Origin of the sequence: Herbihabitans rhizosphaerae (assembly GCF_004216555.1) — a bacterium.
Lineage (GTDB): Bacteria > Actinomycetota > Actinomycetes > Mycobacteriales > Pseudonocardiaceae > Herbihabitans > Herbihabitans rhizosphaerae.
In genome coordinates this window covers 38,332-61,691 of record NZ_SGWQ01000019.1, presented here as the reverse complement: position 1 = coordinate 61,691, position 23,360 = coordinate 38,332, and the positions used below count along the sequence as shown (strand labels likewise).

Here is a 23,360-nt window from a genome sequence, read left to right as displayed (position 1 = left end):
CCAGCGACATTTTCGTACGCGTACGGTAACTGTAGCTCCAACAGGCTTCGGTGCGCCACCGAGATCCGAACCGTGGAGGATGAGCAGATGCCCCCAGGCCGACCACCCCGCTTGTCGCTGGACGCGATCATCACCGCGGCCGATCGCATCCTGGAGGCCGAAGGGCCGGACAAACTGTCGATGCGGCGCCTGGCCGGCGAGCTGAACAGCGCGCCGATGGCGCTGTACCACCACGTGCGCGACAAAGATCAGCTACTGCTGCTGATCCTGGAGAAGCACGCCGAGCAGATCCCGCACCCGGACCTTCCGGAAGATCCCCAGGAGCGGCTCACCGCGGTGGCGCTCCTGCTGTACGAACTGCTCGCCGAGCGCGCGTGGATCGTCGAGGTGCTGGCCGCCGGCGACCTCTTCGCCCCCTCCGCGCTGTGGTTCGTCGAATCGATGATCGGCGCGGCCGTCGACCACGGCTGCACGACCGAGCAAGCCGTCGAGGTCTACCGCGCGATCTGGCACTACATCCTCGGCAACCTGATCATCCGCGTGATCAGCGCACGCCGCCGAAGCCGGACCGACACTCCCGTCTACGGCAACGAAGCCATCGCCCAGATGTCGATCGGCACCTACCCCCACATCGCGTCCATCGCCGATCGCTGGGACGAACTCAGCGACCGCGATTCGCACCGACACGCGCTGACGGCCATCGTCAACGGCTTGCTGGACTCTTATGGGCCGAACACCCAGCCGAGACGCCACCGCGTCGGTCGCCGGTGATCACCTGGTCCGACCGTCACTCACCCGCGCCAGGGCATGCGCAAGGTCGGGATGGACGTCGAGGACCCTGTCCATCTCGGTGATCCGCAGTGGCATGAGGACCGCGTAGGTGTGCGCCACCACGCGGAATCGGATGCCCATCTCCACCGCGGCGATCCGAACGGTGGCCAGGTCTGTGACGCCGGCCAGCCCGAGGAATTTCACGGCCCTCAGGTCGACGATCAACAGCGAATCGCCGTGGTGCAAATGCCCGAACAGACGGTCCCGCAGCACTGGGCTGGTGCACAGATCCACATCACCGCGCACCTCGATCGCCAGCACACCAGGTTGGACCGCGATCGGGGTCACGGTGAGAAGCCCAGTCCGCGGAGGGTGAGCAGGCGCGATGACGCTCGCACGCCGGCGGCGTTCAAGCGACACGACTTGATGCACAGTGCTCACGAGGTCGCTCCTAGGCCTGAGTGGCGCTCCACCATCGACAGTTGAGGTTGGGGCGAGCGCATGCGAAGCCGGTCGATCAACTGGTCGCACTGCGCCGCGGTGAGCAGGCCCTGCTGGGCGGCGTACATGATGGCCACGGCTGCGCTCCAATGCGGTTCCGCGATTCCAGCGAGATCAAGCTGCGCCATGGGTAGCCTCGTTCGTTGAGCCGCCAGACGGGAGCGACGACAGGGTGTTGCCGCCGCCAGGTCCGCGGATGGCCCGCTAGTCCGGGCCACGCCGAGCGAACCGACGGATCAGGGTGGTGATCAAGGCACCAAGAGCCAGCCACAGGAGTGCCGCGAGGCCGTAGTTGAACAGGATTCGCGCCTTCGGGCTGTCCGGGGTGAACAGGTCGTCGAATCCCAGTGACACCGCGGCGGCGAAGCCGCGCACGAACGAGGCGACCCCGTTGGCGGGATTCGCCTCGCCGATGACCATGACGATGTGTGCGGCGAGCACCGCGGCGAACAGGCCGCAGACCATGTTGATGACCGTGGTGGTGATCCGGACCGCGCGGACCCGGCTCCACTGCCGTGTCATGCGGTTCTGGGCGTGCGCGAGATCCGATCCGCGCTCGGCGGGCATCGCTCGGCCTTGGTCGGGATTCGGGATCGTCATCGGCGTGCGAACCATCGGGCCGGCCCACGGCTGCCGCTGCGGCTGGTGATCACGTGGTAGACCAGGAGTAGGGCCACTGATCCGAGAATGGCCGTGATCCAGGTCGAGGCGTCGAAGAAGCCTTCGGTGGCGACGCCGAAGTATTCCGATGCCACCCAACCGCCGAGCAGTGCCCCGGCGATGCCGATCAGGATCGTGACGATGATGCCGTGCTTCGCGCGACCGCCCAACAAGGTCTTGGCGATGACGCCCACGATCAGGCCGAGCACGATCCAAGCGATGATGCCCATCTTCGTTCCTTAGAACTGGGGATCGCGGAAACTCTGGTGGTGTGGGGCACGGTGCGACTCAGAGAAGGCAGCACTGGCTCGGTTCGGGGAGAACATCGCCCACCACCTCCTCGGCACGTCGGAAACCGACGCATGCTCGCCAAGGTCTGGGGCGTTGTCCAAATACACCACGATCCGCTGTCGCCGGACTTCCACCGTCCGGCGAGACACTGTGATCGAGTGTCGTACCCCAGCGTAGACCCCAATTCCACGATCCGACAGGGCCGATGCCGGACTGGTAGATCCGGCCGTGTAGACGCACACTCGAGGGGTGATCCTGGGGTACTTCTTCGCCGCTCTGGCAGCTCTGGCGTCGGGCGGAGGCTCGATCCTGGAGTCCATGGGGATCCGCCGGGCCGGCGTGTACGGCGGCACGTCCATGGATCTTGTGGCCCTGCGGCACCAGTGGATCTACCTGCTCGGACTCGGGGTGGACCTGCTGGGATTCGTCTTCGCCGCCGCGGCGTTGCAACTGCTGCCACTGTTCCTGATCCAGTCGGTCCTCGCGTTCAGCATCGGGGTGACAGCCACCATCGCCGCCTTCATGGGCACACGCCTGGCACCGGCCGGCTGGGTCACCTTGGGCCTCGGTGCGGCCGGACTGATCCTGCTGGGCATCTCCGCCGCCCCCGGCCCCGCCCGCGACCTGCACCCGATCTGGCAGTGGATCCTGCTGGGCATGGCGCTGCCGGTAGCCGCGACCGCCACCTACGCGAAGCGCCGTGATCGAGCGTGGACGGGCCGAATGCTGGCCTTCACCTCCGGCGTGGGGTTCAGCGTCGTCGGCGTCTCCGCGAGGACCCTGGACACGCCGACCACGCCATGGCACCTGATCCTCGACCCGGCGGTGTGGGCGATCGTTCTCAACGGACTCACCGCGGCCATCGTGTTCGCGATGGCCCTGCAGAAGCGGGGCGCGACCGCGACCACCGCGATCATGTTCACCACCCACACCGCGCTGTCCTCGCTGATCGGCCTGACCTATCTCGACGACCGGGTTCGCACTGGCTTCACCGCCGTCGCGATCATCGGTTTCGCCCTCGCCCTCGCCGGAGCGGTCGGCACCGCGCACTACGCGACCCACGCCCACCACAACCAGCTCCGGCGGGAACGCCGCCAAGTCGCGCGAGCCACCAAGACCGACCCGAGCGCGTAAACTGAGTGTTCAGCCGGACACGACGACATCCCCAAATCCGAGGTGCCTGCCCTCCGGTCACGTTCGTGGAAGGTGGCCCGTCATGGCCCGCCGTGATCACTCGCAGCCCGCCGGCCCCAGGGCCGAAGACTCGCCCGGGGCCGAGCAACCACCCGAACCCAGCCCAGCCGAAACCCAGGAACTTGACACCGGCCAGCGTGCACCTGGATCCCGTGTCACCCACGCGGGCCGCACCCGAGCCGTGCCCCGAACCCGCACTGGCGCCGCCTGGGTCGCCGTCAGCGCCGCCACCCTGATCACGATCGCACTGATCGTCTTCCTGGCGCAGAACACCGGCAGCGTCGAAATCTCGTTCCTCGGGATGACCACCAGCACCTCGCTAGCCCTGGCCCTGCTCATCGCCGCGGTCGGCGGAATCCTGCTCACCCTGATCCTCGGCACCGCACGCATCACCCAACTGCGCCGCAACCTCCGCAAGCGCTGACACCGCGACCGCGTTAGTTCAAGATCAGCGGGAGGTTGTCGGCGAATAATCGAACGCTCGCGCAATCGGTGACATGTTTTCCGCACCGCCAGGCCTGCCTGTGGTCGCTGCGCGAACTGCATTCCGGACTGACGGTCGGCGCGGTGCGGCCGGAACGCGAGCCGCGGGGGCACTGGTGTGGCGACTACGCGCGTGTGGCGTTGATCTGGCCGTGTCCAGTCGTGCGTACCGACGGCGAATCCAGGCCTACGAAGCCGGCGAGTCGTTCAGCAGACTCGCGGCCGAGGCGAGTGACATCGACACAGTGCGCTTGGCCGCCTCGAAGGGTTTGACCACCGCCACCTGTTGAGTGGCCCGACGCCCGAATTCGGCTATCACCGAAGGATGTTCCACCTGAACGGCGGTACCGAACCGAGCGGCGTCGCATTCATGAGAAAGGTTTGCGCGGCAATCTCAGCCTATATCCGAAACAATTAACTCGTCCCCTTCGGATTCGTCCGTTGTTCACGTATGGGGCGTTTTCAGTCTACGGTCGATCCTTACGGTTCTCTCCTGCCGGCCAAGAGCCACCCGAAAGGAAAGTCCCGATGGATCGTCGCAATTTCCTTCGTGCCGCCGTCGTCGGTACGGGCACCGTCGCCTTCGGTTTCAGCGTCACCCGTACCTCGATCGCCTACCCCGCCGTCCCCGGTCCCAGCCCCTATGGCGCCCTGCTGTCCGCCGATGCCAACGGGATCATGCTCCCGTCCGGCTTCACCAGCCGTGTGATCGCCCGCTCCACGCAGACCGTGGCCGGCACCGGTTACACGTGGCACGGCGCACCCGACGGCGGCGCGTGCTTCGCCGACGGCTCCGGCTGGATCTACGTCTCCAACGCCGAGCTCGGCAGTGGTGCCGGGGGCGTCAGCGCGGTCAAGTTCGACGCCAACGCCAACATCACCGGGGCGTACCGGATCCTGTCCAACACCAACCGCAACTGTGCCGGCGGCCCCACGCCGTGGAATACCTGGATCTCCTGCGAGGAGGTCGACACCGGCTACTCGTGGGAGACCGACCCGTGGGGTGTCAATCCCGCGGTGCGGCGCGCGGCGATGGGCCGGTTCAACCACGAGGCCGCCGCCTGCGATCCGGTCCGCCGGGTCGTCTACCTCACCGAGGACAAGTCGGACGGCGGGTTCTACCGGTTCGTGCCCACCACCTGGGGCAACCTGGCCGCCGGCACACTGCAGGTGCTCAAGACCGATCTCACCTGGGCGACCGTGCCGGACCCGGACGGCTCGCCCACGACCACCCGCAAGCAGGTGTCCGGGATGAAGGTGTTCAACGGCGGCGAGGGCGCCTTCTACCGCAACGACAAGTGCTACTTCACCACCAAGGGCGACAACAAGGTCTGGGTCTACGACGCCGCGGCGAACACCCTGAACACCGTCTACGACGACAACCTTCCCGGCGGCGGCACCGGCCCATTGACCGGCGTGGACAACATCACCGGCGACACCACCGCCGGCGACCTTTACGTCGCCGAGGACGGCGGCAACATGGAAATCTGCATCATCACCCCCAGCGACGTCATCGCGCCGTTCCTCCGCGTGACCGGTCATTCCTCTTCCGAGGTCACCGGTGTCGCATTCAATCCCGCCGGCACCAAAATGTACTTCTCCTCCCAGCGCGGCTCCAGCGGTAGCAGCAGCGGCGGAATCACCTACGAAATCAGCGGCCCGTTCCGCACCACCCCGTAACGCGTCCCGACTCGGTGTCGCGCCCGCCCACGCGGGCGCGACACTGTCGCACCGACGCGTTGACCGATCTATTGAAAGAACCCCTGCACGTACGGGTCCACGAGAGTTCGCATCTCCACCGGCGGCCCGGCGACAGTGACACGGCCATCACGCATGAACACCATTCGATCGGCGACGCCGGTGTCGATCAGTAGGGGCGCGTCGTGAGTGATGGCGAGAACCGCGGCACCGGTGTCCGCGTACTTGCGCAGGTTGATCCACACCTGATACGCGGTGCCCCTGTCGAGCGAGGCGGTGGGCTCGTCAACGACAAGCAGGTTCGGCGCGGGAATCAGCGCGGCGGCCAGAGCGGCCCGCTGAATCTGTCCGGTGGAATGGTGGCCTGGGTACAGATCCAACACGTCATTCGGGTACCAGGCCGCCGCACACGCGTCCTCGACACTCCAAGCCCAGTGCAGACGATGCAGCTCCCGCAACTGCGCGCCGACGGTTTCGTCCGCGATGAATGCCGTGACACCTGACTGAGGCACGAAACCGATGGTGCCCTCGATGCGTACTCGCCCAGTGCTCCGCGCCGACGCGGGCAACAGACCAGTCAACGCGGCTGCCACCATGGATTTGCCACACCCGGACTCGCCGAGAAGCGCCGTGATTTCCCCTTCGGGTACGGCAAGGTTCACCGCGTCAAGGACGGTCTCACTCCATCGGCCGGTGTCGATGTGGACGGTGAGATCGCTCAGTTCAGCGATCGGCATGCGACGTCCTCCTACGGCCACGATCATTCGTCAGGTAGCGCCTCTCTGCTGTTGTCAGCATAAACAGCCAGAGTTCGACGCGCTTTGCCACTGGCTATCGGCCATGCAAGGGTGAATGTTAGAGCGGCAAGCACGACGCCCAGCAACCACAGCAATATGCCGCCCAGTGAAACGCCCAAACTCGAGTAGTCAGCTGGTTTAGCAAAAGAGAACCACATCGCCACAACGAGGAGCGCCAGACATGGCGATCCAAAGAAGAGCAGAAGGTTGGGGTTTAACGATCGAAGACGCTCAATGCCATATCGCTGTCGATGCCTCGCCGCCCACCATTCCCATTGAAGGCCGCCGGGCACTTTAACGCTGAGAACGGTTCGGATATAGTCAGCGGCTCGATAAGCGGTGTAACTAAAGAGGACCCAGCGCGCACACAGCACATACGAACTGAAAGGAACGATCAGCAGCAACGGCGCGCGAGCGTTGGACGAGAGCGAGAAGCCGAATATCGCTCCAACGCTTGTGAGCTGGAGCGCCACAACTTTCCACGACAGATCCCAAGCCCTGTTGATCTCTTCTCGGAGTGCGGCGAATTCAGCTAACGGTCCCGAATGAGTGTCGTCGTCGCCTGCCAACTACTGCCTCCAGCCACTCGCCCAGGAGCCGAGCTGGACGATCATGGCCGCCAGCTCAGTCCCTGGTCAGACAGTGGTGGGGCGGGCGGGGCTCGAACCCGCGGCCAAGGGATTATGAGTCCCCTGCTCTAACCAGCTGAGCTACCGCCCCAGTTGACCACAGCATGGTACCGGTGGGGCGATCGTGTCACCGGACGGTGGCGACGGCGAAGATCCGGCGGAACGGGAACCAGGTCGTGCCGTCCGCCCGCTGCGGGTACGCCTGCCGCAGCTTGGGGGCCAGCTCCGCACGGAACGCCTGCCAGTCGGTGTCGGTCAGCTCCGCCTTGATGGGGCGCAGCGCGGTGCCGGTGATCCAGTCGAGTACTGGATCGTCGCCGGAAAGTTGTTGCACGTATGTGGTTTCCCAGGCGTCGACGGTGCAGCCGGCGTCAGTCAGCAGAGTGGCGTATTCCTCCGGTGTCAGGACGGACTTGGCATCGCGCAGGCTGGTGATCTTGTCGCGCCAGTGCTCCTCGACGACCAGCGAGCGGACGGCCATATGGCTCGGCGCGTCGAAGTTGCCGGGCACCTGCATGGCGATCACCGCGCCCGAGGGCAACGCGGCGGGCCAGGATCGCAGCAGGGTCGCGTGTGAGGGGATCCATTGGAGCAGGGCGTTGGTGACCACGACGTCGGTGTCCGGCTCGGGGTGCCAGTCGCGCACGTCGAGCACCTCGGCGTCGAGCCCGAGTTCGCGCGCCTCGGCGATCATCTCGGGCGAGGAGTCGTATCCCTCGATCACGGCATCGGGCCACCGCTCGGTGAGCGTCGCGGTGAGGTTGCCGGGACCGCACCCGAGATCGACCACTCGCCGGGGCGCCGCCGCATCCACCCTGGCCAGCAGCTCGAAGAACGCGCGGCCGCGGTGATCGGCGAAGGTCAGGTAGGTCTTCGGATCCCACATGAGCCCTCCTCAACAAACAGTACAGGCGTACTGCTTACCACATCGAGATTCTCTGCAACAGAACGCGGCGGCGGCGCGTCGTATTGAGGCAGGTGCCCGACAAACCAGCATGGGGAGCACATGAGGAAGTCCCGAATCGTCGCCGCCGCCATCGCCGCCATCGCGGCGGCAGCCCTGGCCGTGACGCTCGCACCCGGCGCGGTCTCGGCCAAGCCGGCGGCGGACAACCCGCCCGAGACCGCCGACGCGGCGCCGGACTCGGCCCGGCAGAACCTCACCAAGATCATGCCGCTCGGCGATTCGATCACCTGGGGCTACACGATCAAGCACGGCACGCCAGTCGCCCTGGACGGCTACCGCAAGGACCTCTGGGCACGCCTGCACGACAGCGCCAAGCTCAGCCCCGATTTCGTCGGCAGCTGTCCACGCCAGGGTGACGACGAGTGGAAGTGCTACGGCAAAGGCTCGGGCACCTTCGGCGACTACAACCACGAGGGGCACAGCGGCTTCCGGGTACACCAGCTCTCCGCGAACATCGAGCGCTGGCTGGACCTGTACGAGCCCGAGATCGTGCTGCTCATGGCCGGCACCAACGACGTCGGCAAGCCCGACGCCGCCGAGGCGCCCGGACGGCTGTCCGCGATGATCGACAAGATGCGCGACAAGCGCCCCGGCACCCGCCTGTTCGTCGCGACCATCCCGCAGTTCGGTGACGCCGCCGCGCGCGCGAGGGTCAAGGTCTACAACGACGCCGTCGCCCGCATCGTCCCCACCAAGGGCGACAAGGTGCACCTCGTGCCGCAGCACATCGTCGGCGCCGAGTCCGAGGACCTCTCCCCGGACAACATTCACCCGAGCGACTGTGGCTACGCGAAGCTCTCCTACGTGTGGTTCTACTACATGAACCGCGTGCTCAACGGCGGCCGCTGGGACAACGGGTACTGGCCGTGGAGCGAGGCGCCCGGCCCCTGCGCCGGCCCCTGATCACTGCTGAACCTACTGCTGGGCGCGCTCGCGGGCGAGGCGCATCGCCTCGGCGACCTCGGCCGCGAGTGAGCGCAGCGGACCCTCGTCGGTGCCCGGGTCGGGGCGGACCTGCAACACGACCCCGTCCTGCCCCGGCACCGACCGCTGCACGAACCACGCCCCACCACCGGGCAGATCGCGATGATGGCTGGACTTGATCGAACCGGTCACCCGCTGGTGCACCACCTGTGGCACCTTGCGCGGCGTGGACAGCCGAAACCGTTGCGGCGCTTGGTCTTCCAGCAGCACCGCGGCACCCGCCGTGCCGGACTCGCGCGCCTCGACGACGGTCAGCGAGCCGTCGTCCCACGCCGCCTTGCTGATCAGGTGCCAGTCGAGGCGGCGCGCGTCGGTACCGTCGCTGATCCACAGTCCGCGCGTGGTCGCCACCAGATGACCGCCGCCGCGCAGGTCGCCCACCGCCACGACGTTCTCCTCCGGCGACAGCTCACCGGTGAACGAGTCGGGCAGCCCGTGGGTGAGCTTGCCGAACAGCCGGCGCACGAGCGAGGCCACTACAGGCCTCCCGCCGCCTGCTCGCCGAGCGCCTTGCGGTACTGCTCCAGCGCCACGAGATCGCCGAACAGCGTGCGGTACTCCTCGGACTCCTCGACCGGGTTCACCCGCTGCAGCCGCGACTTCAGGTCGGCGATCTGCCGCGCGACGAGGTTCTCCTGCATCCTGGCGACCAGGCTGGACACATACCGCGCGTCCGGTTCCGTCTTGGCGCGCAACGATTCCACGGCCAGCTCGGTGAGCAGCGACCGCACCGTCTGATGTGGACAGTTCTCGCGCACGGCGTCCACCAGCGCCGGGCCGGCGAGCCCACTGGACGCACCGCCGGACTTGATCAGCGCCTGGTGCAGCTCCCGGTATGCCGGATCGGAGAACGCGTCGTCCGGCACCTGGTCGTAGTACGGCCCGGCCAGCTCCGGCACCTGCAGCGCGCACTTGATCGACTCGCGCTGCACCCAGAATCGCGGGTCGTCCGGCCGCGGCCGAGGCGGGCCGTCGACGTCCACGGCGAGCGCGCCCTGGTTCGGGTCGGCCGGTCGCGCACGCCTCGGCGGCGGCGTGCCCGACCCAGCGGTCTCCCGCACGCGGCGCACCACGGTCAATGTGTCTTCCCAGCCGACCCAACCGGCCACCTGGCGCGCGTACTCGTCGCGCAGCGCAACGTCTTTGATCTGTGCCACAAGGGGAACCGAGTTCCGCAGCGCGCCGACCCGGCCCTCGGCGGTCTCCAGGTCGAACTCACCGAGCAGCCCGCGGATGGCGAATTCGAACAGCGGCCGCCTCCGCGCCACGAGATCGCGCACCGCGACGTCACCCTTGGCCTGGCGCAGCTCACACGGGTCCATCCCGTCCGGCGCGACCGCGATGTAGGTGTCACTGGCCCACTGCTGATCGTCGTCGAACGCCTTGCGCGCGGCGTTCTGCCCGGCCGCGTCACCGTCGAAGGTGAAGATGATCTCGCTGCCCAGGCTCACCTTGTTGTACGAGGCGTCGAACAGCAGGCGTGCGAGCACCTTCATGTGCTCGGTGCCGAACGCCGTGCCACACGTGGCGACCGCGGTCGGAATACCGGCCAGGTGCATCGCCATCACGTCGGTGTAGCCCTCGACGATCACCAGCTGACGGCGCTTGGCGATCTCCCGCTTGGCCAGGTCGAGCCCGAACAGCACCGCGGACTTGCGGTAGATCGGGCTCTCCGAGGTGTTCAGGTACTTCGCCTGGATCGGGTCGTCGTCGAACAGCCGCCGCGCGCCGAACCCGACCACGTCACCGGACAGGTCCTTGATCGGCCACAGCAGCCTGCGGTGGAACCGGTCGATCGGGCCCTGACGCCCCTCCTTGGACAGCTGCGCCTTGTACAGCTCGGCCAGCTCGAAACCGCGCCCGAGCAGGTACTTGGTGAGCTTGTCCCAGCCGGCCGGCGCGAACCCGCAGCCGAACGTGGCGGCCGCGGCCGCGTCGAAGCCGCGCTCCTTGAGGAACTCGCGGGCCTTCGTGGCGTCCTGCGTGGTCAGCTGCTCGGCATAGAACTCGGCGGCCGCGCGGTGCGCCTCGACCAGGCGTGCCCGGGTGCCGCGATCCTGCTGCCGGCGAGCGCCGCCGCCCTCGTAGTTCAGCGTGATGCCGGAGCGCTCGGCGAGCCGCTCGACCGCCTCGACGAAGGTGAGGTGCTCGATCTTCATGAGGAAGGCGATCACGTCGCCGCCCTCGCCGCAGCCGAAGCAGTGGAACGTGCCGTGCGTCGGGCGGACGTTGAAGCTGGCGGTCTTCTCGTCGTGGAACGGGCACAGGCCCTTCAGCGATCCGCCGCCGCCGTTGCGCAGCTGGACGTACTCGCCGACGATCTCGTCGATCCGGTTGCGCTCGCGGACCAGCGCGATATCGCTCTCCCGGATACGCCCTGCCACACGTTCATAGTAGATGTGTCGCATCAGACGAAGCCGGCAGCACACGCGTGGGGCACACTCGAAGCCATGACCGTCAGTGTGGACGCTCTTGCCGACGAGTTCGCCGACCACCGTGCGCACCTGATGGCGGTCGGTTACCGGCTGACCGGTGCGGTCACCGACGCCGAGGACGCGGTCCAGGAGGCCTGGCTTCGACTGTCCACTTTGGACATCGATCGGCGTGCGGAGATCCGCGACCTCCGCGGCTGGCTGACCACCGTCGTCGGCCGGATCTGCCTGGACCGGCTGCGCTCGGCGGCCGTGCGGCGCGAGACCTACGTCGGCGAGTGGCTGCCGGAGCCCGTGGTCACGCCGTTCGGCCCACCGCCGGGCGACGATCCGCTGGATTCGGTCGTGCGCGCCGACGGCGTGCGGATGGCCGCGATGGTGGTGCTGGACAAGCTCACCCCCGAGCAGCGCGTGGCGTTCGTGCTGCACGACGCGTTCTCCGTGCCGTTCGGCGAGATCGCGGAGACCCTCGGCTGCTCCACCGCGTCCGCCCGCCAGCACGCGTCACGCGGACGCAAGGCGCTGGCCGACGCGGACCCGCCGCCGCGCGCGCCGCTGCAGGAGCAGCGGGAGCTGATCGAGCGGTTCCTGGCCGCGGTCGCCAGCGGCGACATCGCCTCGGTGGTCAAGCTGCTGCACCCGGACGCCGTGCTGGTCGGCGACAGCGACGGCAAGGCCCGTACCGCGCGGCGGCACATGGTCGGCGCGGACAAGATCGCCCGATTCCTCATGGGCCTCATGGAAAAGTACACCGCGGAGACGATCACCACCGGTCAGCTCGTCCTGGTCAACGGCGATCTGGGCATGGCGATGCCGCAGGTTCCCGCCGACGGCCACAAGTGGGAGATGTCGCCGCGGATCACGTCCTTCGCGGTCCGCGACGGCAAGATCGTCTCCATGTACGACGTGGTCAACCCGGACAAGCTCACCCACGTCGAACTGCCCTGAGGGTGCTCAGCGGCCGCCGATGATCTCGCCGGCGATCCGCTGGTGCGCGGCGAACGTCTCGGGCAACTGGGTCGGCGCGGTGCCCTCGACCCAGAAGCCGAACGTCATCAGGCCGATCACCCTCGGGTGCCGCTTGGCGATCGCGTGGTACTCGTGCTGCAGCGCGGCCAGCTCGGTGTCGGTCGTGTGTCCCGGCAGACTGCCGCACATGCGCAGCGGCGCCGCCTGCGGGAACAGGAACAGCCCCTGCTCGGGCCGGGTGCGCTCCTCCAGTGCGCCCAGGATCGACTCGACCTCGGCCGGCGACTTGCAGTAGTCGTCGAAGCCGATCCAGTCGACCTCGGCGGGCACCTCGATCGAGGCGATCTTGTAGCCGGCCTCGACCAGCATCACCTTCGCGTCCGGGAAGGTCTCCTTGATCGTGCGCGCCGCGGTGGCCACGTCGGCGACCTTCGCTCCGTGGTGGTACGGCTCGTCGAGCAGGTAGAACGCCGCCACCTTGTCCAGCTTGGGCCGCACCGCCTCGGCCAGCCGCAGCCAGCGCTCGCGGTAGTCGGGGTACAGGTGGCAGTTCGGGCTGTTCTCCCCGTCGCACTCGGCGAACATCTCGAAGCCGGTGTACACCGCGCAGGACGCGGGCGCGCAGTCGTCGAGCACCTCGGGCGCGTACCGATCGTAGTCGCTGATGTTGACGTGGTTCAGGTTCGACCGGCCGGCCACCTCCGGCAGGTGGTTGCCGGTGTCGGCCATCATCCGCGCGCCGAAGTACCCGAAGTAGCGGAGTTCACCGTCCGCACGACTGTCCACAGTGGACGATTCGTGGCCTGGCGCGGCGTACGCCACCGTCGCGCCGACGACCCCCGCCGTGATCAGTGCCGCGATGATCCACCCAGTACGTCGAAACCCCATCGGTCCCCTCCCCGGGACGAGTGTTGTCGCGGGGAGGTTACCGGGTGATCGTTACCTCGGGTCGGATGGCACCGGAACCCGGCAGGCGTCGCCCGAGGTGAAGCCCTGGTCGGTGATGTCCAGTGCACTGTTGAGCCGGGCGCGCATATTCTCCAGGCCGATCTGGTAGCTCAGTTCGATCACGCCGTCGTCGCCGAACTCGTCGCGCAACCGCTTGACCAGTTCGTCGGTGACGGTCACCGGGCTCGCGGTCATCGCGTCGGCGTAGGAGATCGCGAGCTTCTCCTGCTCGGTGTAGCTCGGCGAGTCCTGGTAGTCGTCGATGTTCTTGAGCCGGTCGATGTCCAGGCCGTCGTGCTTCTGCAGCATGGTGCCGAAGTCGACGCACCACGAGCAGCCGAGCTGCTGTGCCACGCGGTACACGGCCAGCTCGCGCACGCTCGCCGGGAGCACCTTCGACGCCTTCTCCACGGCCATCTCGTGCTTGGCGCTGGCCATGAACAGCTTGCGGTGGTGCGCCACGACGGTGAACGGCTCGGGCACCGCGCCGTAACGCCGGCGCGCGAACCGGTACCCGACGCGAATCAGTGCGCTCGCGTTCTTCGTTGCCACACCAGGGATCCGAGGCATGACGTGCCCTCCCGATCGTCACCGGGCGCGCTCCGTGCGCGCCCTCCTACGACCTGGACGGGACAGCCTCCGAAGGTGTGACAGCCCAGGTCAGGGCTGGGGCCAGGGTGGCGGGTCGTAGGCGACGAAACCCTGCTCGGCGGGAAGCCGGCCCGGTCGCTGCCCGGTGCGCACCCACGACTCCAGCGCCTTGGTCGCGGTCACCACCTGCGTCGGCGTGAACCGGCAGTGCCCGACGCCGCTGGTCCACGCGTTGGCCGCGTTGCGCTCGCGGCCGGCGTCGGCCACCGTCTGGTTGTAGGCGCTGATGTGCGCCTGCGGCACCAGCGCGTCGACCGTGGTGTGCAAGGTCAGCACGGGGTTGCGGATCCGGCCGCTGTAGTCGGCGTAGCGCTCCAGGTAGTGCCGCGCCTTCGGGTGCGCGCCCAGCCGCTTCTTGTCCATTGTGGACAGATAGCCGTCGACCTGGTCACCGCCGACGCCGAGGCCGGCGAGGTACTGCCTGTCCGAAGTGGACAGTCGGTAGGTGTGGTCCAGGTTCTGCGTGATCGGACCGCCGGCGCGGCGTTCGAGCTCCGCGCGCCCCTCGGTGGCGAAGGACCAGATGCCCAGGGGCCACTCGGGTCCGGTCGGCACGCCGGCGGCGAGCCGCATGAACTCGAACTTGCCGCGCCCGTCCGGCGCGGCGAGCTGGGCCTGGAGAATCGGCGCGACCTCGGACTCGAAGTCGAGATCGTCGCGCACGTCGCCGGGGCGTCCCCAGGCCGCCGGCCATCCGTACACCGCCGCGTAGGCCGACGCCACCGCCGCGACACCGTCCCAGGTGCGCGTGCTGCCGGCGCCGACCGGGCAGGACGGCATCGCGCCGTCGTAGGTCTCGGCGTACCGCTCGATGCTCTCGAACGTGATGATCGAGCCCATCGAGTAGCCGCCGAGCAACGTCACCCTGGGCTTGCCGACGACCTTGCCGAAGTGCTTGGCCAGCGCGCGGGTGTCACGGATGCCGTCGCGAACCGCCCAGCCGGCCGAGGCGTAGGCGGAGCCGGCGATCGCGTACCCGGCGTTCAGCATCGCCTGCTCGTGCGCCTCGGAGATGTGCGAGTTCGGCGGGCGCCGGCCCGGCTCACCTGGATGATCGGCCGCGTCCTCGTAGCCGTGCGCGTACATCACCAGCGTGCGGTTCCAGTTGGCCGGCACCCGGATCTCGTACGGCACGCCACCGAGCTCCCCGACCAGGTCGACCGGGCCGGTCGGCCGGTCCGGTGGCGTCGCCCCGGCCGGGACGACCAGCAACCCGAGCACGGTCGCCACCGCGACCATCACCACCACGACAGCACGTCTGAGCACGCCCGGCTCCTCTCGTCACCCCGCCAGCAATGACTAGCACGATCGCCGGCGCGCACGCGACGCCCGGACGCAGCAACCCTGCCGGGCCTGCTCTTACGGCTCGGTCACCCGCGCCACGAAGTAGATCACCCCCGTCTCGGCGTGCCGGACCACGAGCAGGAACGGGCGGTCCACGTCGACCCGCACCGGCTCGCCGATCTCGACCGAGGTCATCCGCATCATCACCGCGGTGGCGGCGGCGCCCTCGAAGCCCTGCTCGTCGACCTTGAGCACGGACTCGTGCAGCACAGCCGACACCGCGAGCCGGCTGGGGCTGATCCCGGACAGGTCGGCCTCGTCGGTGAACACCGAGCGCACGCCGAGCCGGCGCAGCGCCGGACTGAGCTCGGCCTCCATCGACACGTCGAGCTTCGGCATCGCCAGGCGCACCCTGGTCAGCTCCGGCGCGTCCAGCAGCGTGCCCAGCCGGTCTTCGTCCAAAGTGGACTCCGCGTCGGCCAAGTCGTTGTCCGGCAACAGAATCAGCGCGTCCACTCCCCCGACGGCCGGCAGGCTCACCACCTGCCAGCCGTCCACGGCGGCGTACCCGACGCGTTCGGTGAGCCGCATCGTCGGCACGTCGACCGCACCGGACGGCGTGTGGAACGGCGCGGGCGAGGTCTCTCGCTCGGTGAACCGGTACCGCCAGGCGCACTTCAAGTACAGCGCGTTCACCAGGGCGGACACCGTGTCGGCGTGGATCGAGCCCTCCGGCAGCAGCTCCGGAATCAGCCCGCGGGTGGTCTCCGCGACGTCGGCGTTGATCGTCTGCCGCGCCGGCCCTGGCGACTCGCGGAACGGCGCGTTGCGCACGCTGCCGCCGGACCACTTCGCCAGTTCGTCCACAAAGGACTGTTCCACCTCGATCGCGGAGTCGGCCCACAGCGTGTTGGACACCGCGATCACCGGCTCGTCCTGGCCGTGGCCGGCCGTGCTGAGCGTCGCCGCTCTGCCCAGCAGCTCGCCCGGCTCGCCGAGCAGCTCGGTCAGCTCGTCGCGGGTCAGCCCGCGGGCGCCCTGCGCGAGTAACCCGAGTGCGCTCGCCACGGAGAACGGCGACCAGCACGCGTTGCGGGTCGCGTTCGGCGCGACGACACGGTGCATGGCCAGCGTGTACGCGAGGTGCTTGCGGTCGGTAGCGGTATCCACACGGCCAGTCTGCCACCGCCCGGGAGCACCCTGCTCACTTTCACCGTGGGCGAACGGGCGGCTCTCCGTGCTCGATCAGCGCGTCGCACCACGCCACCGCCTGCTCGTCGGTGAGCGAGGCGACCTGGTCCACCACGACCCGAAGCCGCCCGGCGTCGTCAGCCGCGGCCAGCCACCCCGGCCGGAACGCCGGCTCCAGCGCGTCCGGCGCGCCGTCGGCCAGGTTGGCCACGAGTGCGGTGAGGAGTTCCCGTTGTGCGGCCTGCAACACCAGCCGGTCCGGGTCGCTCATCACGTACCGCAGCGCCATCGCCTTGAGCAGCGCCACCTCGGCAGCGGCCCGCTCGGGCAGCACCAGATCGGCCGAGTAGCGGGTGATCGGCCGGTCCGGGTAGCGGTGCAGCGTGGCGGTGACCGCGGCGGCCACGAACCGCCCGACCAGCTCACTGGTCATGCGCTTCAGTGTCACCTGTGCCGGCAGCGACGCGTCGTACCCGTTGCGGGCCAGCTCCGCGACCACGGGCAGCCGCAGCAGATCGTCGGCCGCCCCCTCCAGCGCCGACACCGGTGCGGCGGAGAAGTGCTTGGCCGCGATCTCGGCGACCGCCGCGCGCTCGACCGGATCGGCGAGCGAGGCGAGCGTGATCCGCCCGGAGTGCACGCCGTCCTCCACGTCGTGCACCGAGTACGCGACGTCGTCGGACCAGTCCATGATCTGCGCCTCGACACACCGCCGCCTCGGCTCAGCGCCCTGCCTGATCCACTCGAACACCTCGATGTCGTCGTCGTAGACCCCGAACTTGACCTCGCCGTCGCGCCGCGGCCACGGGTACTTGGTCGAGGCGTCCAGCGTCGCCCGGGTGAGGTTGAGGCCGTGCTCGGCGCCCGCCTCACCGAGCACCTTCGGCTCGAGCCGGGTCAGGATGCGCAGCGTCTGCGCATTGCCCTCGAACCCGCCGCAGGCCTGCGCCACCTCGTTCAGCGCGCGCTCACCGTTGTGCCCGAACGGCGGGTGGCCGATGTCGTGCGCGAGGCCGGCGGTGTCCACCACGTCGGGATCGCAGCCGAGGTCCTCCGCGATCCCGCGCCCGATCTGCGCGACCTCCAGCGAGTGGGTCAGCCGGGTCCGGGGCGCGCCGGTCACCTCGGCACCCTCACCCGGCCCGACCACCTGCGTCTTGCCGGCCAGCCTGCGCAGCGCCGCCGAGTGCAACACCCTGGCGCGATCGCGCGCGAACGGGCTGCGCCGCGACAGCATCGAGCCGGGCAGCGCGCCACCCTTCGGCGGCTCGGGAAACCGGCGAGCCGTGTCGTGCTCGGTGTATCCGCCGTTCACCGGCACGAGGCTACTGGCGCGGCCCGAGCGCGACCCGGCCGCCGTCGCGGGTGGACGTCAGCCCAGGTCGGCGCCGAGCTGATCGGCCGAGGCCTTGGTCAGCCGGTAGTACAGCAGCGCCTGGGTCTCCCGCCAGATGTAGCGGAACTGCCGCTCGCGCGTCTGGACGACGGGCCCGCTGTGCGTCGGCGACACCCAGGCGTCGAGCCCGGCATCGCGGGCCATCGTCCTGGCGCGCAGGGAGTGCCAGGGGTCGCTGACCAGCACGGCCGTCCGCCAGCCGCGCGCCTTCACCGCGTCGGCGACGGCACGCAGGCTGCCGAGGGTGTCGTTGCCCTCGCCGACCGACACGGTGCGGTCGGAGGGCACGCCCTTGGCGCGCAGCCACTTGGAACCGGCCTCGGCCTCGGTGTACCGGTCGCGCTCCTGCCGGCCGCCCGTGGTCACCACGTGCTCGGCGACCCCGGCGTCGTAGAGGTGCTTCGCCTTGCGCAGGCGCGCTTCGAACACGGCCGACGGCTGGCCCTGGTACTGCGCGGCGCCGAGCACGATGACCACGTCGGCGTGCGAGCGGTCGTCGATCCGCGCCACCTGCCACACCCGGAAGCCGGTGCCGGCGAACACCAGGCCACCCACGATGAGCATGCCGAGGAGGAGCCGGCGCACCAGCCGGAGCCTCCCCCGGTTTCTGCCGCGACCGTGAGCGGAGTGGGTCACCCCGGCATTTTCCCAGACACCCCGGCGACGGTAGGCCGGGGCGACGGATCGCGCCAGAGAGTTGTCCACAGGGCGGAGTTATCCACAAGTTGATCAAGGCCGGTTTCGCTGGGCGTCGACATCGGCTGTGCTGGTCGCATGACACAGAACAGAGCAGTCCTCGATCTCGAAGCCGTCGCCGATCTCTTCCCGCACCGGGTGGCGCGTCTGTCCGAGCTGTTGGAGCTGGGTATCACCAGCAGAGCCGTACTGAGCCGACTGAAACCCGGCGGGCCGTGGCGGCGCCTGCTGTCCGGCGTGGTCCTGCTCGACGACGCGCGGCCGTCCCGCGCGCAGATGATTCAGGCGGCGCTGCGCTACGCCGGTCCGGACGCCGTCGTCACCGGGCCCGACGCGCTGCAACTGTACGACCTGCGCACGCCGCACGGCACCAACAGCCTCGTGCACCTGCTGGTACCCCATCGCCGGCAGGTGCGCGGCGAGGCGCAAATACTCGTCGAGCGGACGCACAAGCTGCCGGAACCGTTGTCCCGCAACGATTTCCCGGTCGCCCCGCTGCCAAGGGCCGCGCTGGACACGGCGCGCAGGCTGACCTCGCGGGAGGAGGTGGGCGCCCTGCTCGGCGAGGTGATCCGGCGCGGTCGAGTCAACCCGTCGGAGCTGCTCCGCGAACTCGATCGCGGCAGCCGGCGCGGCACCGCGTTGCCTCGCTCGGTGTTGATCGAGTTCGAGGAGCGGGTCACCTCGGTGGCCGAGGGCTGGGCGCGCCGCCTGCTCACCAGGGCCGGCCTGCCCCACCCGCGATGGTCGGTGCCACTGCGCGTCGAGTCCGGCCACGAGTTCGGCACGGTCGACGCCTGGTGGCCCGATCTCGGCGTGGTCTGGGACCTGGACGGCTTCGACTTCCACCCGACGCCGGCCAACGCGGCCGCCGCCGTGCGCCGAGTCGCCGAACTCCGCCAACAAGGCCTGATCGTCGTCCACAGCACGATCCGACGCCTCAAAGAGGAATCAGCAAGCGTGATCCAGGAACTCCGAACGGCGCACACCGTCGCCGCCGGCAACCCCACGCCACCAGTGATCGCCGCCTAGGGAGAGTTGGTGACAACGTGACCGGCATGGACCCCATCCAGCGGCTGCGCATGACCGCGATCGAAGAACGGCTGGGCGACCGCATCGACTCTGATCAGCTCATCCAGGCCGCACGCGGCACGCTGCGCGCCGGGATCGTCAGCCTGGCGGCCATCGAATTGGCCGGGCTCGGTCGCGGTGAGGCACCCCAAGCACACGACCTGTTCGCGCGCGTCCTCGAGGAACTCGACCTCGCGTCCACGTTGCCCGCCGACCCGACCGCGGCGCGCTGGGAACTCATCCGCTGGTGGTGCCAGCTCATCATCGACGGCCACGTGGCACCCGAGGTGGGTGGCCGGCTCGTCTGGTGCGAGGGCTTCGACCGGCTCGACGGCCCGGACGCGCTGCGACCGCTCGTCGCGTTGGTCAGCGAACTGGACGACTGGCGCGAGGACTGGGGCGTGCCTCGAGACACCTACCGCCGACGCGTCATCGACGCCGCCAAGCAGGTCCTCGAGCAACCCTGCCCGTCCGGTCACCGGGAGGAGGGACAGTGATCATCACGGGCGCGTCAGACCGGCCGGGAAATCAGCTCGGCGACGATGATGCGGTTGTCCTTGTAGCCGTCGGTGCCGCCGACGTACTCGCCGCCGCAGGTCACCAGGACCAGCCGGTGCGGACCGTTCTGGCCGAAGAGCTTCTCGGCCTTGGCGGGCAGCTCGTGCTTGTCCACCGTGACGATCTCGGAGACCTTGTAGACCCACTTGGCGCCCTTGGCGTCCACGACCTCGACGCGCTGGCCGACCTTTTGCCGCCACAGCTCGTCGAACGGGCCCTTCTTGCCCTTCCAGTTGACATGCCCGGACAGCAGCGACGCACCCTTGGGCGCGCCCAGTCCGGCACCCCACCAGGTCGCCTCGTCCAACCCGTCCGGGATGGGCAGGGTGCCGTCGGAGGTGAGCTCGCGGCGCACCAACTTGGCGGTGCCGCCCTCGGGCAGCCGGATCGTGCCCGGTGGCTGGCCCGGCGGAGGCGGCGGAGGCGCCTCGCTCTGCGTCGTCTCCTGCGTCGTGGAGGTCTGCGGCCCGGTGTCCGCGGCCGGCTGGGGGTCGTCCCCGCCGCCGAGCGCGAACGCCCCACCAACGACCAGACCGATCACGAGGACGATGCCGACCAGGGCCAGCAGCCACCGGCGGTTCGACCCGTTGCCCCGCTGCTCCTCGGGGTAGGCGGGGCCGGAATCGTAGGACGGGTAGTCCCCCATGTGGGTGCCTTCCTCGCATCATGACGAACACTGAGCGCGAAGGGCACGCTACACAATCGCGGGCTGTCACCGGCATGTTGGTGCGGCCAATGATCGCCCGTCGTGGGAGAGCTTCAGCGGGCTGCGCTGGGGCCGGCTCCCTCACCAGGCCGGACCGTCTCCGCGTCGGCCGCGACCAGGCTCGTACGCGACGCCGCCACGCCACCGGCGGCGGTGATCACGACCTCGTACCCCGACTCCTCGGTGGTGTCGGCTTCGGAGAGCAACGGAATGACATGCTCGCGCACCTCGAACGGCGACATGGCCCTGCGGTAGGCCGCCACCGACTCGAACTCGACGGTGAGCACCCACCGCTGGCCCGGCCGCCCGGACGTCTCCGTGGACCGCCCCAGCACACCGCGCACGCAACCGCGCGCCGCGGTCAGCAGCTCCAGTGCGCGGGACGCCCTCGCGGTGAACTCCGCCGCCGAGGACTCCGGCACGGTGAACCGGCAGACGACCAGCACGACGCCCTCCTTCGTGGCGAATGGAAAGATGGTGCACGGTAGTCGCAGAGCGCGACGGCGAAGGAGGCGCGGGTGTCCCAGAGAGCGTCCCGCAGGGTGCGGCGTGATTCCCTGCGCGCACCGCTGGTCGCGGGCAAGGGCCCACTCGCCTCGGTGCCGCCGATCGCCGCCTTCGTGGTGGTGATCGGGCTGTTCGCGGCCGGCGTTCTGGTCGGCGGCGTCGTGGGCGCGGCGCTGCTCGGCGTGCTGGCACTTGGTGTGGCCGGCCTGCTCGCGGGCACCTGGTCGACGCTGACGCCGGCGCAGCGCGGAAGCCGGGTCCTGGTGCTGTTGATACTGATCGCGGTCGCCGTGGTGGTGGCGACGCGGTCGTAACAGGCGACGATCCGTCCGGGAAATACCGAACGCGCCTAGGATGTTGAACATCAGCACATACCGGCGGGTGCGGCCGCCGGCCGTCAGGAGAGGACCATGTCGCCCGTGAGCTCGGAAGCTACCGTCCCACCCGCGGGGCTGGACGCCGAGCACGTGCACACGCCGGGGCGTCCGACGAAGCAGACGGTCGTCGCGATTCCGGCACAGTCGCTGGCCGCGGCGGGAGAGCTGCTGCGGGCGCTCGCCGCACCGGTCCGGATCGCGATCGTGCTCCAGTTACGGGAAGGCGACCGGTGCGTCCACGAACTCGTGGAGGCGCTCGGTGTCGCGCAGCCACTGATCAGCCAGCACCTGCGAGTACTCAAGGCCGCCGGCGTTGTGCACGGTGAACGACACGGCCGCGAGGTGCTCTACCGTCTGGTCGACGAACACCTGTCGCACATCGTCGTGGACGCGGTCACCCACGTCGAGGAGGGCATATCCCGGTGACCCGAGTCGAGCGCACCAACTCGCCGAGCGTGCCCGGCATCCGCGCGACCAAGCAGCGCGCCGCCGTGGCGAACCTGCTGGAGCAGGTCGAGGACTTCCGATCCGCGCAGGAGTTGCACGAGGAACTGCGCAACCGGGGTGAGGGCATCGGCCTGACCACGGTCTACCGCACGCTGCAGTCGCTGGCCGACGCCGGCGAGATCGACGTGCTGCGCACCGACTCCGGCGAGGCGATCTACCGCCGGTGTTCCAGTCACCATCACCACCACCTGGTGTGCCGGTCCTGCGGCTACACCGTCGAGGTGGAGGGCCCTGCCGTGGAGCGGTGGGCTGACCGGGTGGCCGTCGAGCACGGATTCTCCCAGTTGAGCCACACCGTCGAGATCTTCGGAACCTGCGCGGACTGCGCGAAGAAGACCTGATCAACCACAGTTGACAGTCCACAACAGACAGTCCAATTCGGACGGTGAGGGGATACGGGAATCGTGACGTCGCACGAGCAGTGGGTTCAGTGGAACACCGTTGACCAGTACCTGACCGATACCCTCGTGCCGGCGGACGCCGCGCTCGACGAGGCGTTGCGGGCCAGCGAGGCGGCCGGTCTGCCGGCCATCAACGTGGCGCCGAACCAGGGCAAGCTGCTGAACCTGATCGCGCTGATCCGCGGTGCGTCGAACATCCTGGAGATCGGCACGCTCGGCGGCTACAGCACGATCTGGCTCGGCCGCGCGCTGCCCGCCGACGGCCAGCTGATCACGCTGGAGTACGACCCGAAGCACGCCGAGGTGGCCACCGCGAACCTCCAGCGCGCCGGCCTGGCGGACAAGACCGAGGTGCGGGTCGGCCCGGCGCTGGACACGCTGCCCCAACTCGCCGCGGAGGGCCACGGCCCGTTCGACCTCACGTTCATCGACGCCGACAAGGCCAACATCCCCGAGTACTTCGGGTGGGCGGTGAAGCTTTCCCGGCCGGGCAGCGTGATCATCGTGGACAACGTGGTCCGCAACGGCACGGTCGCCGACCCGGACAGCGACGACCCGGCCGTGCTCGGCGTGCGCCGCCTGCACGAGGAGATCAAGGCGGAGCCGAAGGTCACCGCCACCGCGATCCAGACCGTCGGCAGCAAGGGCTACGACGGCTTCACGATTGCCATGGTCAACGACTGACGGAACA

29 protein-coding genes and 1 tRNA gene are annotated in these 23,360 nt (G+C 69.0%); 12 read left to right on the top strand and 18 right to left on the bottom strand.

What is annotated here, in order from left to right:
* Nucleotides 1-87: 87 nt before the first annotated feature.
* Nucleotides 88-771, top strand: a complete 684-nt coding sequence (locus EV193_RS32445) for a TetR/AcrR family transcriptional regulator (protein WP_130348793.1) — start codon at nt 88-90, stop codon at nt 769-771.
* On the opposite strand, the gene EV193_RS33585 is transcribed toward EV193_RS32445, so the two are convergent.
* The 4 genes from EV193_RS33585 to EV193_RS32430 all read right to left on the bottom strand — a co-directional run bounded on the left by EV193_RS33585 (nt 772) and on the right by EV193_RS32430 (nt 2,162).
* Nucleotides 772-1,119 carry an STAS domain-containing protein gene (locus tag EV193_RS33585; protein WP_165401590.1) on the bottom strand — a complete coding sequence of 116 codons (348 nt, stop codon included), beginning with the start codon at nt 1,117-1,119 and terminating at the stop codon, nt 772-774.
* An 89-nt stretch (nt 1,120-1,208) separates the two neighbouring features.
* Complete coding sequence (locus EV193_RS33580) at nt 1,209-1,400, bottom strand: hypothetical protein (RefSeq protein WP_165401589.1); 192 nt, start codon at nt 1,398-1,400, stop codon at nt 1,209-1,211.
* 76 nt (nt 1,401-1,476) lie between these two features.
* Nucleotides 1,477-1,872: a hypothetical protein gene (locus tag EV193_RS32435; RefSeq protein WP_242613832.1), complete on the bottom strand. Its 396-nt coding sequence runs from the start codon at nt 1,870-1,872 to the stop codon at nt 1,477-1,479.
* The gene (locus EV193_RS32430; RefSeq protein WP_130348791.1) at nt 1,869-2,162 is read right to left on the bottom strand and encodes a GlsB/YeaQ/YmgE family stress response membrane protein; all 294 of its coding nucleotides are present in this window, start codon (nt 2,160-2,162) and stop codon (nt 1,869-1,871) included. The genes EV193_RS32435 and EV193_RS32430 overlap by 4 nt, the downstream gene beginning before the upstream one ends.
* 310 nt (nt 2,163-2,472) lie before the next feature.
* On the opposite strand from EV193_RS32430, the gene EV193_RS32425 reads away from it, so the two are divergent.
* From EV193_RS32425 to EV193_RS32415, 3 genes are all read left to right on the top strand, one after another.
* Nucleotides 2,473-3,357, top strand: coding sequence for a hypothetical protein (locus tag EV193_RS32425; RefSeq protein WP_242613831.1), 885 nt, complete (start codon nt 2,473-2,475; stop codon nt 3,355-3,357).
* Between the two features lie 82 nt (nt 3,358-3,439).
* Nucleotides 3,440-3,841, top strand: a complete 402-nt coding sequence (locus tag EV193_RS32420) for a LapA family protein (protein WP_130348790.1) — start codon at nt 3,440-3,442, stop codon at nt 3,839-3,841.
* 587 nt (nt 3,842-4,428) lie between these two features.
* The gene (locus EV193_RS32415; protein ID WP_130348789.1) at nt 4,429-5,580 is read left to right on the top strand and encodes an alkaline phosphatase PhoX; all 1,152 of its coding nucleotides are present in this window, start codon (nt 4,429-4,431) and stop codon (nt 5,578-5,580) included.
* 68 nt (nt 5,581-5,648) lie between these two features.
* Here the strand turns inward: EV193_RS32415 and EV193_RS32410 are convergent, their stop codons facing one another.
* The 4 genes from EV193_RS32410 to EV193_RS32395 form a co-directional block, all read right to left on the bottom strand.
* The gene (locus EV193_RS32410) at nt 5,649-6,335 is read right to left on the bottom strand and encodes an ATP-binding cassette domain-containing protein (protein WP_130348788.1); all 687 of its coding nucleotides are present in this window, start codon (nt 6,333-6,335) and stop codon (nt 5,649-5,651) included.
* 23 nt (nt 6,336-6,358) lie between these two features.
* Complete coding sequence (locus EV193_RS32405; RefSeq protein WP_130348787.1) at nt 6,359-6,964, bottom strand: hypothetical protein; 606 nt, start codon at nt 6,962-6,964, stop codon at nt 6,359-6,361.
* 74 nt (nt 6,965-7,038) lie between these two features.
* Nucleotides 7,039-7,115, bottom strand: a tRNA-Ile gene (locus EV193_RS32400).
* A 36-nt stretch (nt 7,116-7,151) separates the two neighbouring features.
* Nucleotides 7,152-7,910, bottom strand: coding sequence for a trans-aconitate 2-methyltransferase (locus EV193_RS32395; protein ID WP_130348786.1), 759 nt, complete (start codon nt 7,908-7,910; stop codon nt 7,152-7,154).
* 120 nt (nt 7,911-8,030) lie between these two features.
* On the opposite strand from EV193_RS32395, the gene EV193_RS32390 reads away from it, so the two are divergent.
* Entirely contained in the window at nt 8,031-8,894 is an 864-nt protein-coding gene (locus tag EV193_RS32390) for an SGNH/GDSL hydrolase family protein (RefSeq protein WP_130348785.1), read from the top strand.
* 12 nt (nt 8,895-8,906) lie between these two features.
* On the opposite strand, the gene EV193_RS32385 is transcribed toward EV193_RS32390, so the two are convergent.
* On the bottom strand, nt 8,907-9,452 hold the full coding sequence (locus EV193_RS32385; RefSeq protein ID WP_242613830.1) for a hypothetical protein: 546 nt from the start codon (nt 9,450-9,452) through the stop codon (nt 8,907-8,909).
* Nucleotides 9,452-11,359 carry a DNA primase gene (gene dnaG, locus EV193_RS32380; RefSeq protein WP_130348784.1) on the bottom strand — a complete coding sequence of 636 codons (1,908 nt, stop codon included), beginning with the start codon at nt 11,357-11,359 and terminating at the stop codon, nt 9,452-9,454. The genes EV193_RS32385 and dnaG overlap by 1 nt, the downstream gene beginning before the upstream one ends.
* A gap of 66 nt (nt 11,360-11,425) precedes the next feature.
* Here dnaG and EV193_RS32375 point away from each other — a divergent pair, with 66 nt between their 5' ends.
* On the top strand, nt 11,426-12,355 hold the full coding sequence (locus tag EV193_RS32375; RefSeq protein WP_130348783.1) for a sigma-70 family RNA polymerase sigma factor: 930 nt from the start codon (nt 11,426-11,428) through the stop codon (nt 12,353-12,355).
* A gap of 6 nt (nt 12,356-12,361) precedes the next feature.
* Here EV193_RS32375 and EV193_RS32370 read toward each other — a convergent pair whose 3' ends face one another.
* The 6 genes from EV193_RS32370 to EV193_RS32345 form a co-directional block, all read right to left on the bottom strand.
* A complete protein-coding gene (locus EV193_RS32370; RefSeq protein WP_130348782.1) occupies nt 12,362-13,264 on the bottom strand; it encodes a hypothetical protein in 903 nt (300 codons plus the stop codon).
* A 51-nt stretch (nt 13,265-13,315) separates the two neighbouring features.
* Nucleotides 13,316-13,894 (bottom strand): carboxymuconolactone decarboxylase family protein, encoded by a 579-nt coding sequence (locus tag EV193_RS32365; RefSeq protein WP_130348781.1) that lies wholly within the window; start codon nt 13,892-13,894, stop codon nt 13,316-13,318.
* 90 nt (nt 13,895-13,984) lie between these two features.
* Nucleotides 13,985-15,241 carry a hypothetical protein gene (locus EV193_RS32360; RefSeq protein ID WP_130348780.1) on the bottom strand — a complete coding sequence of 419 codons (1,257 nt, stop codon included), beginning with the start codon at nt 15,239-15,241 and terminating at the stop codon, nt 13,985-13,987.
* A gap of 93 nt (nt 15,242-15,334) precedes the next feature.
* Nucleotides 15,335-16,384: a serpin family protein gene (locus tag EV193_RS32355; RefSeq protein WP_130348813.1), complete on the bottom strand. Its 1,050-nt coding sequence runs from the start codon at nt 16,382-16,384 to the stop codon at nt 15,335-15,337.
* An 85-nt stretch (nt 16,385-16,469) separates the two neighbouring features.
* The gene (locus EV193_RS32350; RefSeq protein ID WP_130348779.1) at nt 16,470-17,765 is read right to left on the bottom strand and encodes a deoxyguanosinetriphosphate triphosphohydrolase; all 1,296 of its coding nucleotides are present in this window, start codon (nt 17,763-17,765) and stop codon (nt 16,470-16,472) included.
* 57 nt (nt 17,766-17,822) lie between these two features.
* Nucleotides 17,823-18,410, bottom strand: coding sequence for a YdcF family protein (locus tag EV193_RS32345; protein WP_130348812.1), 588 nt, complete (start codon nt 18,408-18,410; stop codon nt 17,823-17,825).
* A gap of 210 nt (nt 18,411-18,620) precedes the next feature.
* Between EV193_RS32345 and EV193_RS32340 the strand changes: the two genes are divergently transcribed.
* Both EV193_RS32340 and EV193_RS32335 read left to right on the top strand, forming a co-directional pair.
* Nucleotides 18,621-19,574: a hypothetical protein gene (locus EV193_RS32340; protein WP_130348778.1), complete on the top strand. Its 954-nt coding sequence runs from the start codon at nt 18,621-18,623 to the stop codon at nt 19,572-19,574.
* A gap of 26 nt (nt 19,575-19,600) precedes the next feature.
* A complete protein-coding gene (locus tag EV193_RS32335) occupies nt 19,601-20,110 on the top strand; it encodes a hypothetical protein (RefSeq protein ID WP_130348777.1) in 510 nt (169 codons plus the stop codon).
* A gap of 14 nt (nt 20,111-20,124) precedes the next feature.
* On the opposite strand, the gene EV193_RS32330 is transcribed toward EV193_RS32335, so the two are convergent.
* Together EV193_RS32330 and EV193_RS32325 are read right to left on the bottom strand one after the other, a co-directional pair.
* Nucleotides 20,125-20,817: a class F sortase gene (locus tag EV193_RS32330; protein WP_130348776.1), complete on the bottom strand. Its 693-nt coding sequence runs from the start codon at nt 20,815-20,817 to the stop codon at nt 20,125-20,127.
* A 113-nt stretch (nt 20,818-20,930) separates the two neighbouring features.
* Nucleotides 20,931-21,323 carry an antibiotic biosynthesis monooxygenase family protein gene (locus EV193_RS32325; RefSeq protein ID WP_130348775.1) on the bottom strand — a complete coding sequence of 131 codons (393 nt, stop codon included), beginning with the start codon at nt 21,321-21,323 and terminating at the stop codon, nt 20,931-20,933.
* A gap of 72 nt (nt 21,324-21,395) precedes the next feature.
* Here EV193_RS32325 and EV193_RS32320 point away from each other — a divergent pair, with 72 nt between their 5' ends.
* From EV193_RS32320 to EV193_RS32305, 4 genes are all read left to right on the top strand, one after another.
* On the top strand, nt 21,396-21,698 hold the full coding sequence (locus EV193_RS32320; protein ID WP_130348774.1) for a DUF6703 family protein: 303 nt from the start codon (nt 21,396-21,398) through the stop codon (nt 21,696-21,698).
* 96 nt (nt 21,699-21,794) lie between these two features.
* Nucleotides 21,795-22,187, top strand: coding sequence for an ArsR/SmtB family transcription factor (locus tag EV193_RS32315; protein WP_130348773.1), 393 nt, complete (start codon nt 21,795-21,797; stop codon nt 22,185-22,187).
* Nucleotides 22,184-22,609, top strand: a complete 426-nt coding sequence (locus EV193_RS32310; protein ID WP_242613829.1) for a Fur family transcriptional regulator — start codon at nt 22,184-22,186, stop codon at nt 22,607-22,609. The genes EV193_RS32315 and EV193_RS32310 overlap by 4 nt, the downstream gene beginning before the upstream one ends.
* 63 nt (nt 22,610-22,672) lie before the next feature.
* Nucleotides 22,673-23,353, top strand: a complete 681-nt coding sequence (locus EV193_RS32305; protein WP_130348772.1) for an O-methyltransferase — start codon at nt 22,673-22,675, stop codon at nt 23,351-23,353.
* Nucleotides 23,354-23,360 lie beyond the last annotated feature (7 nt).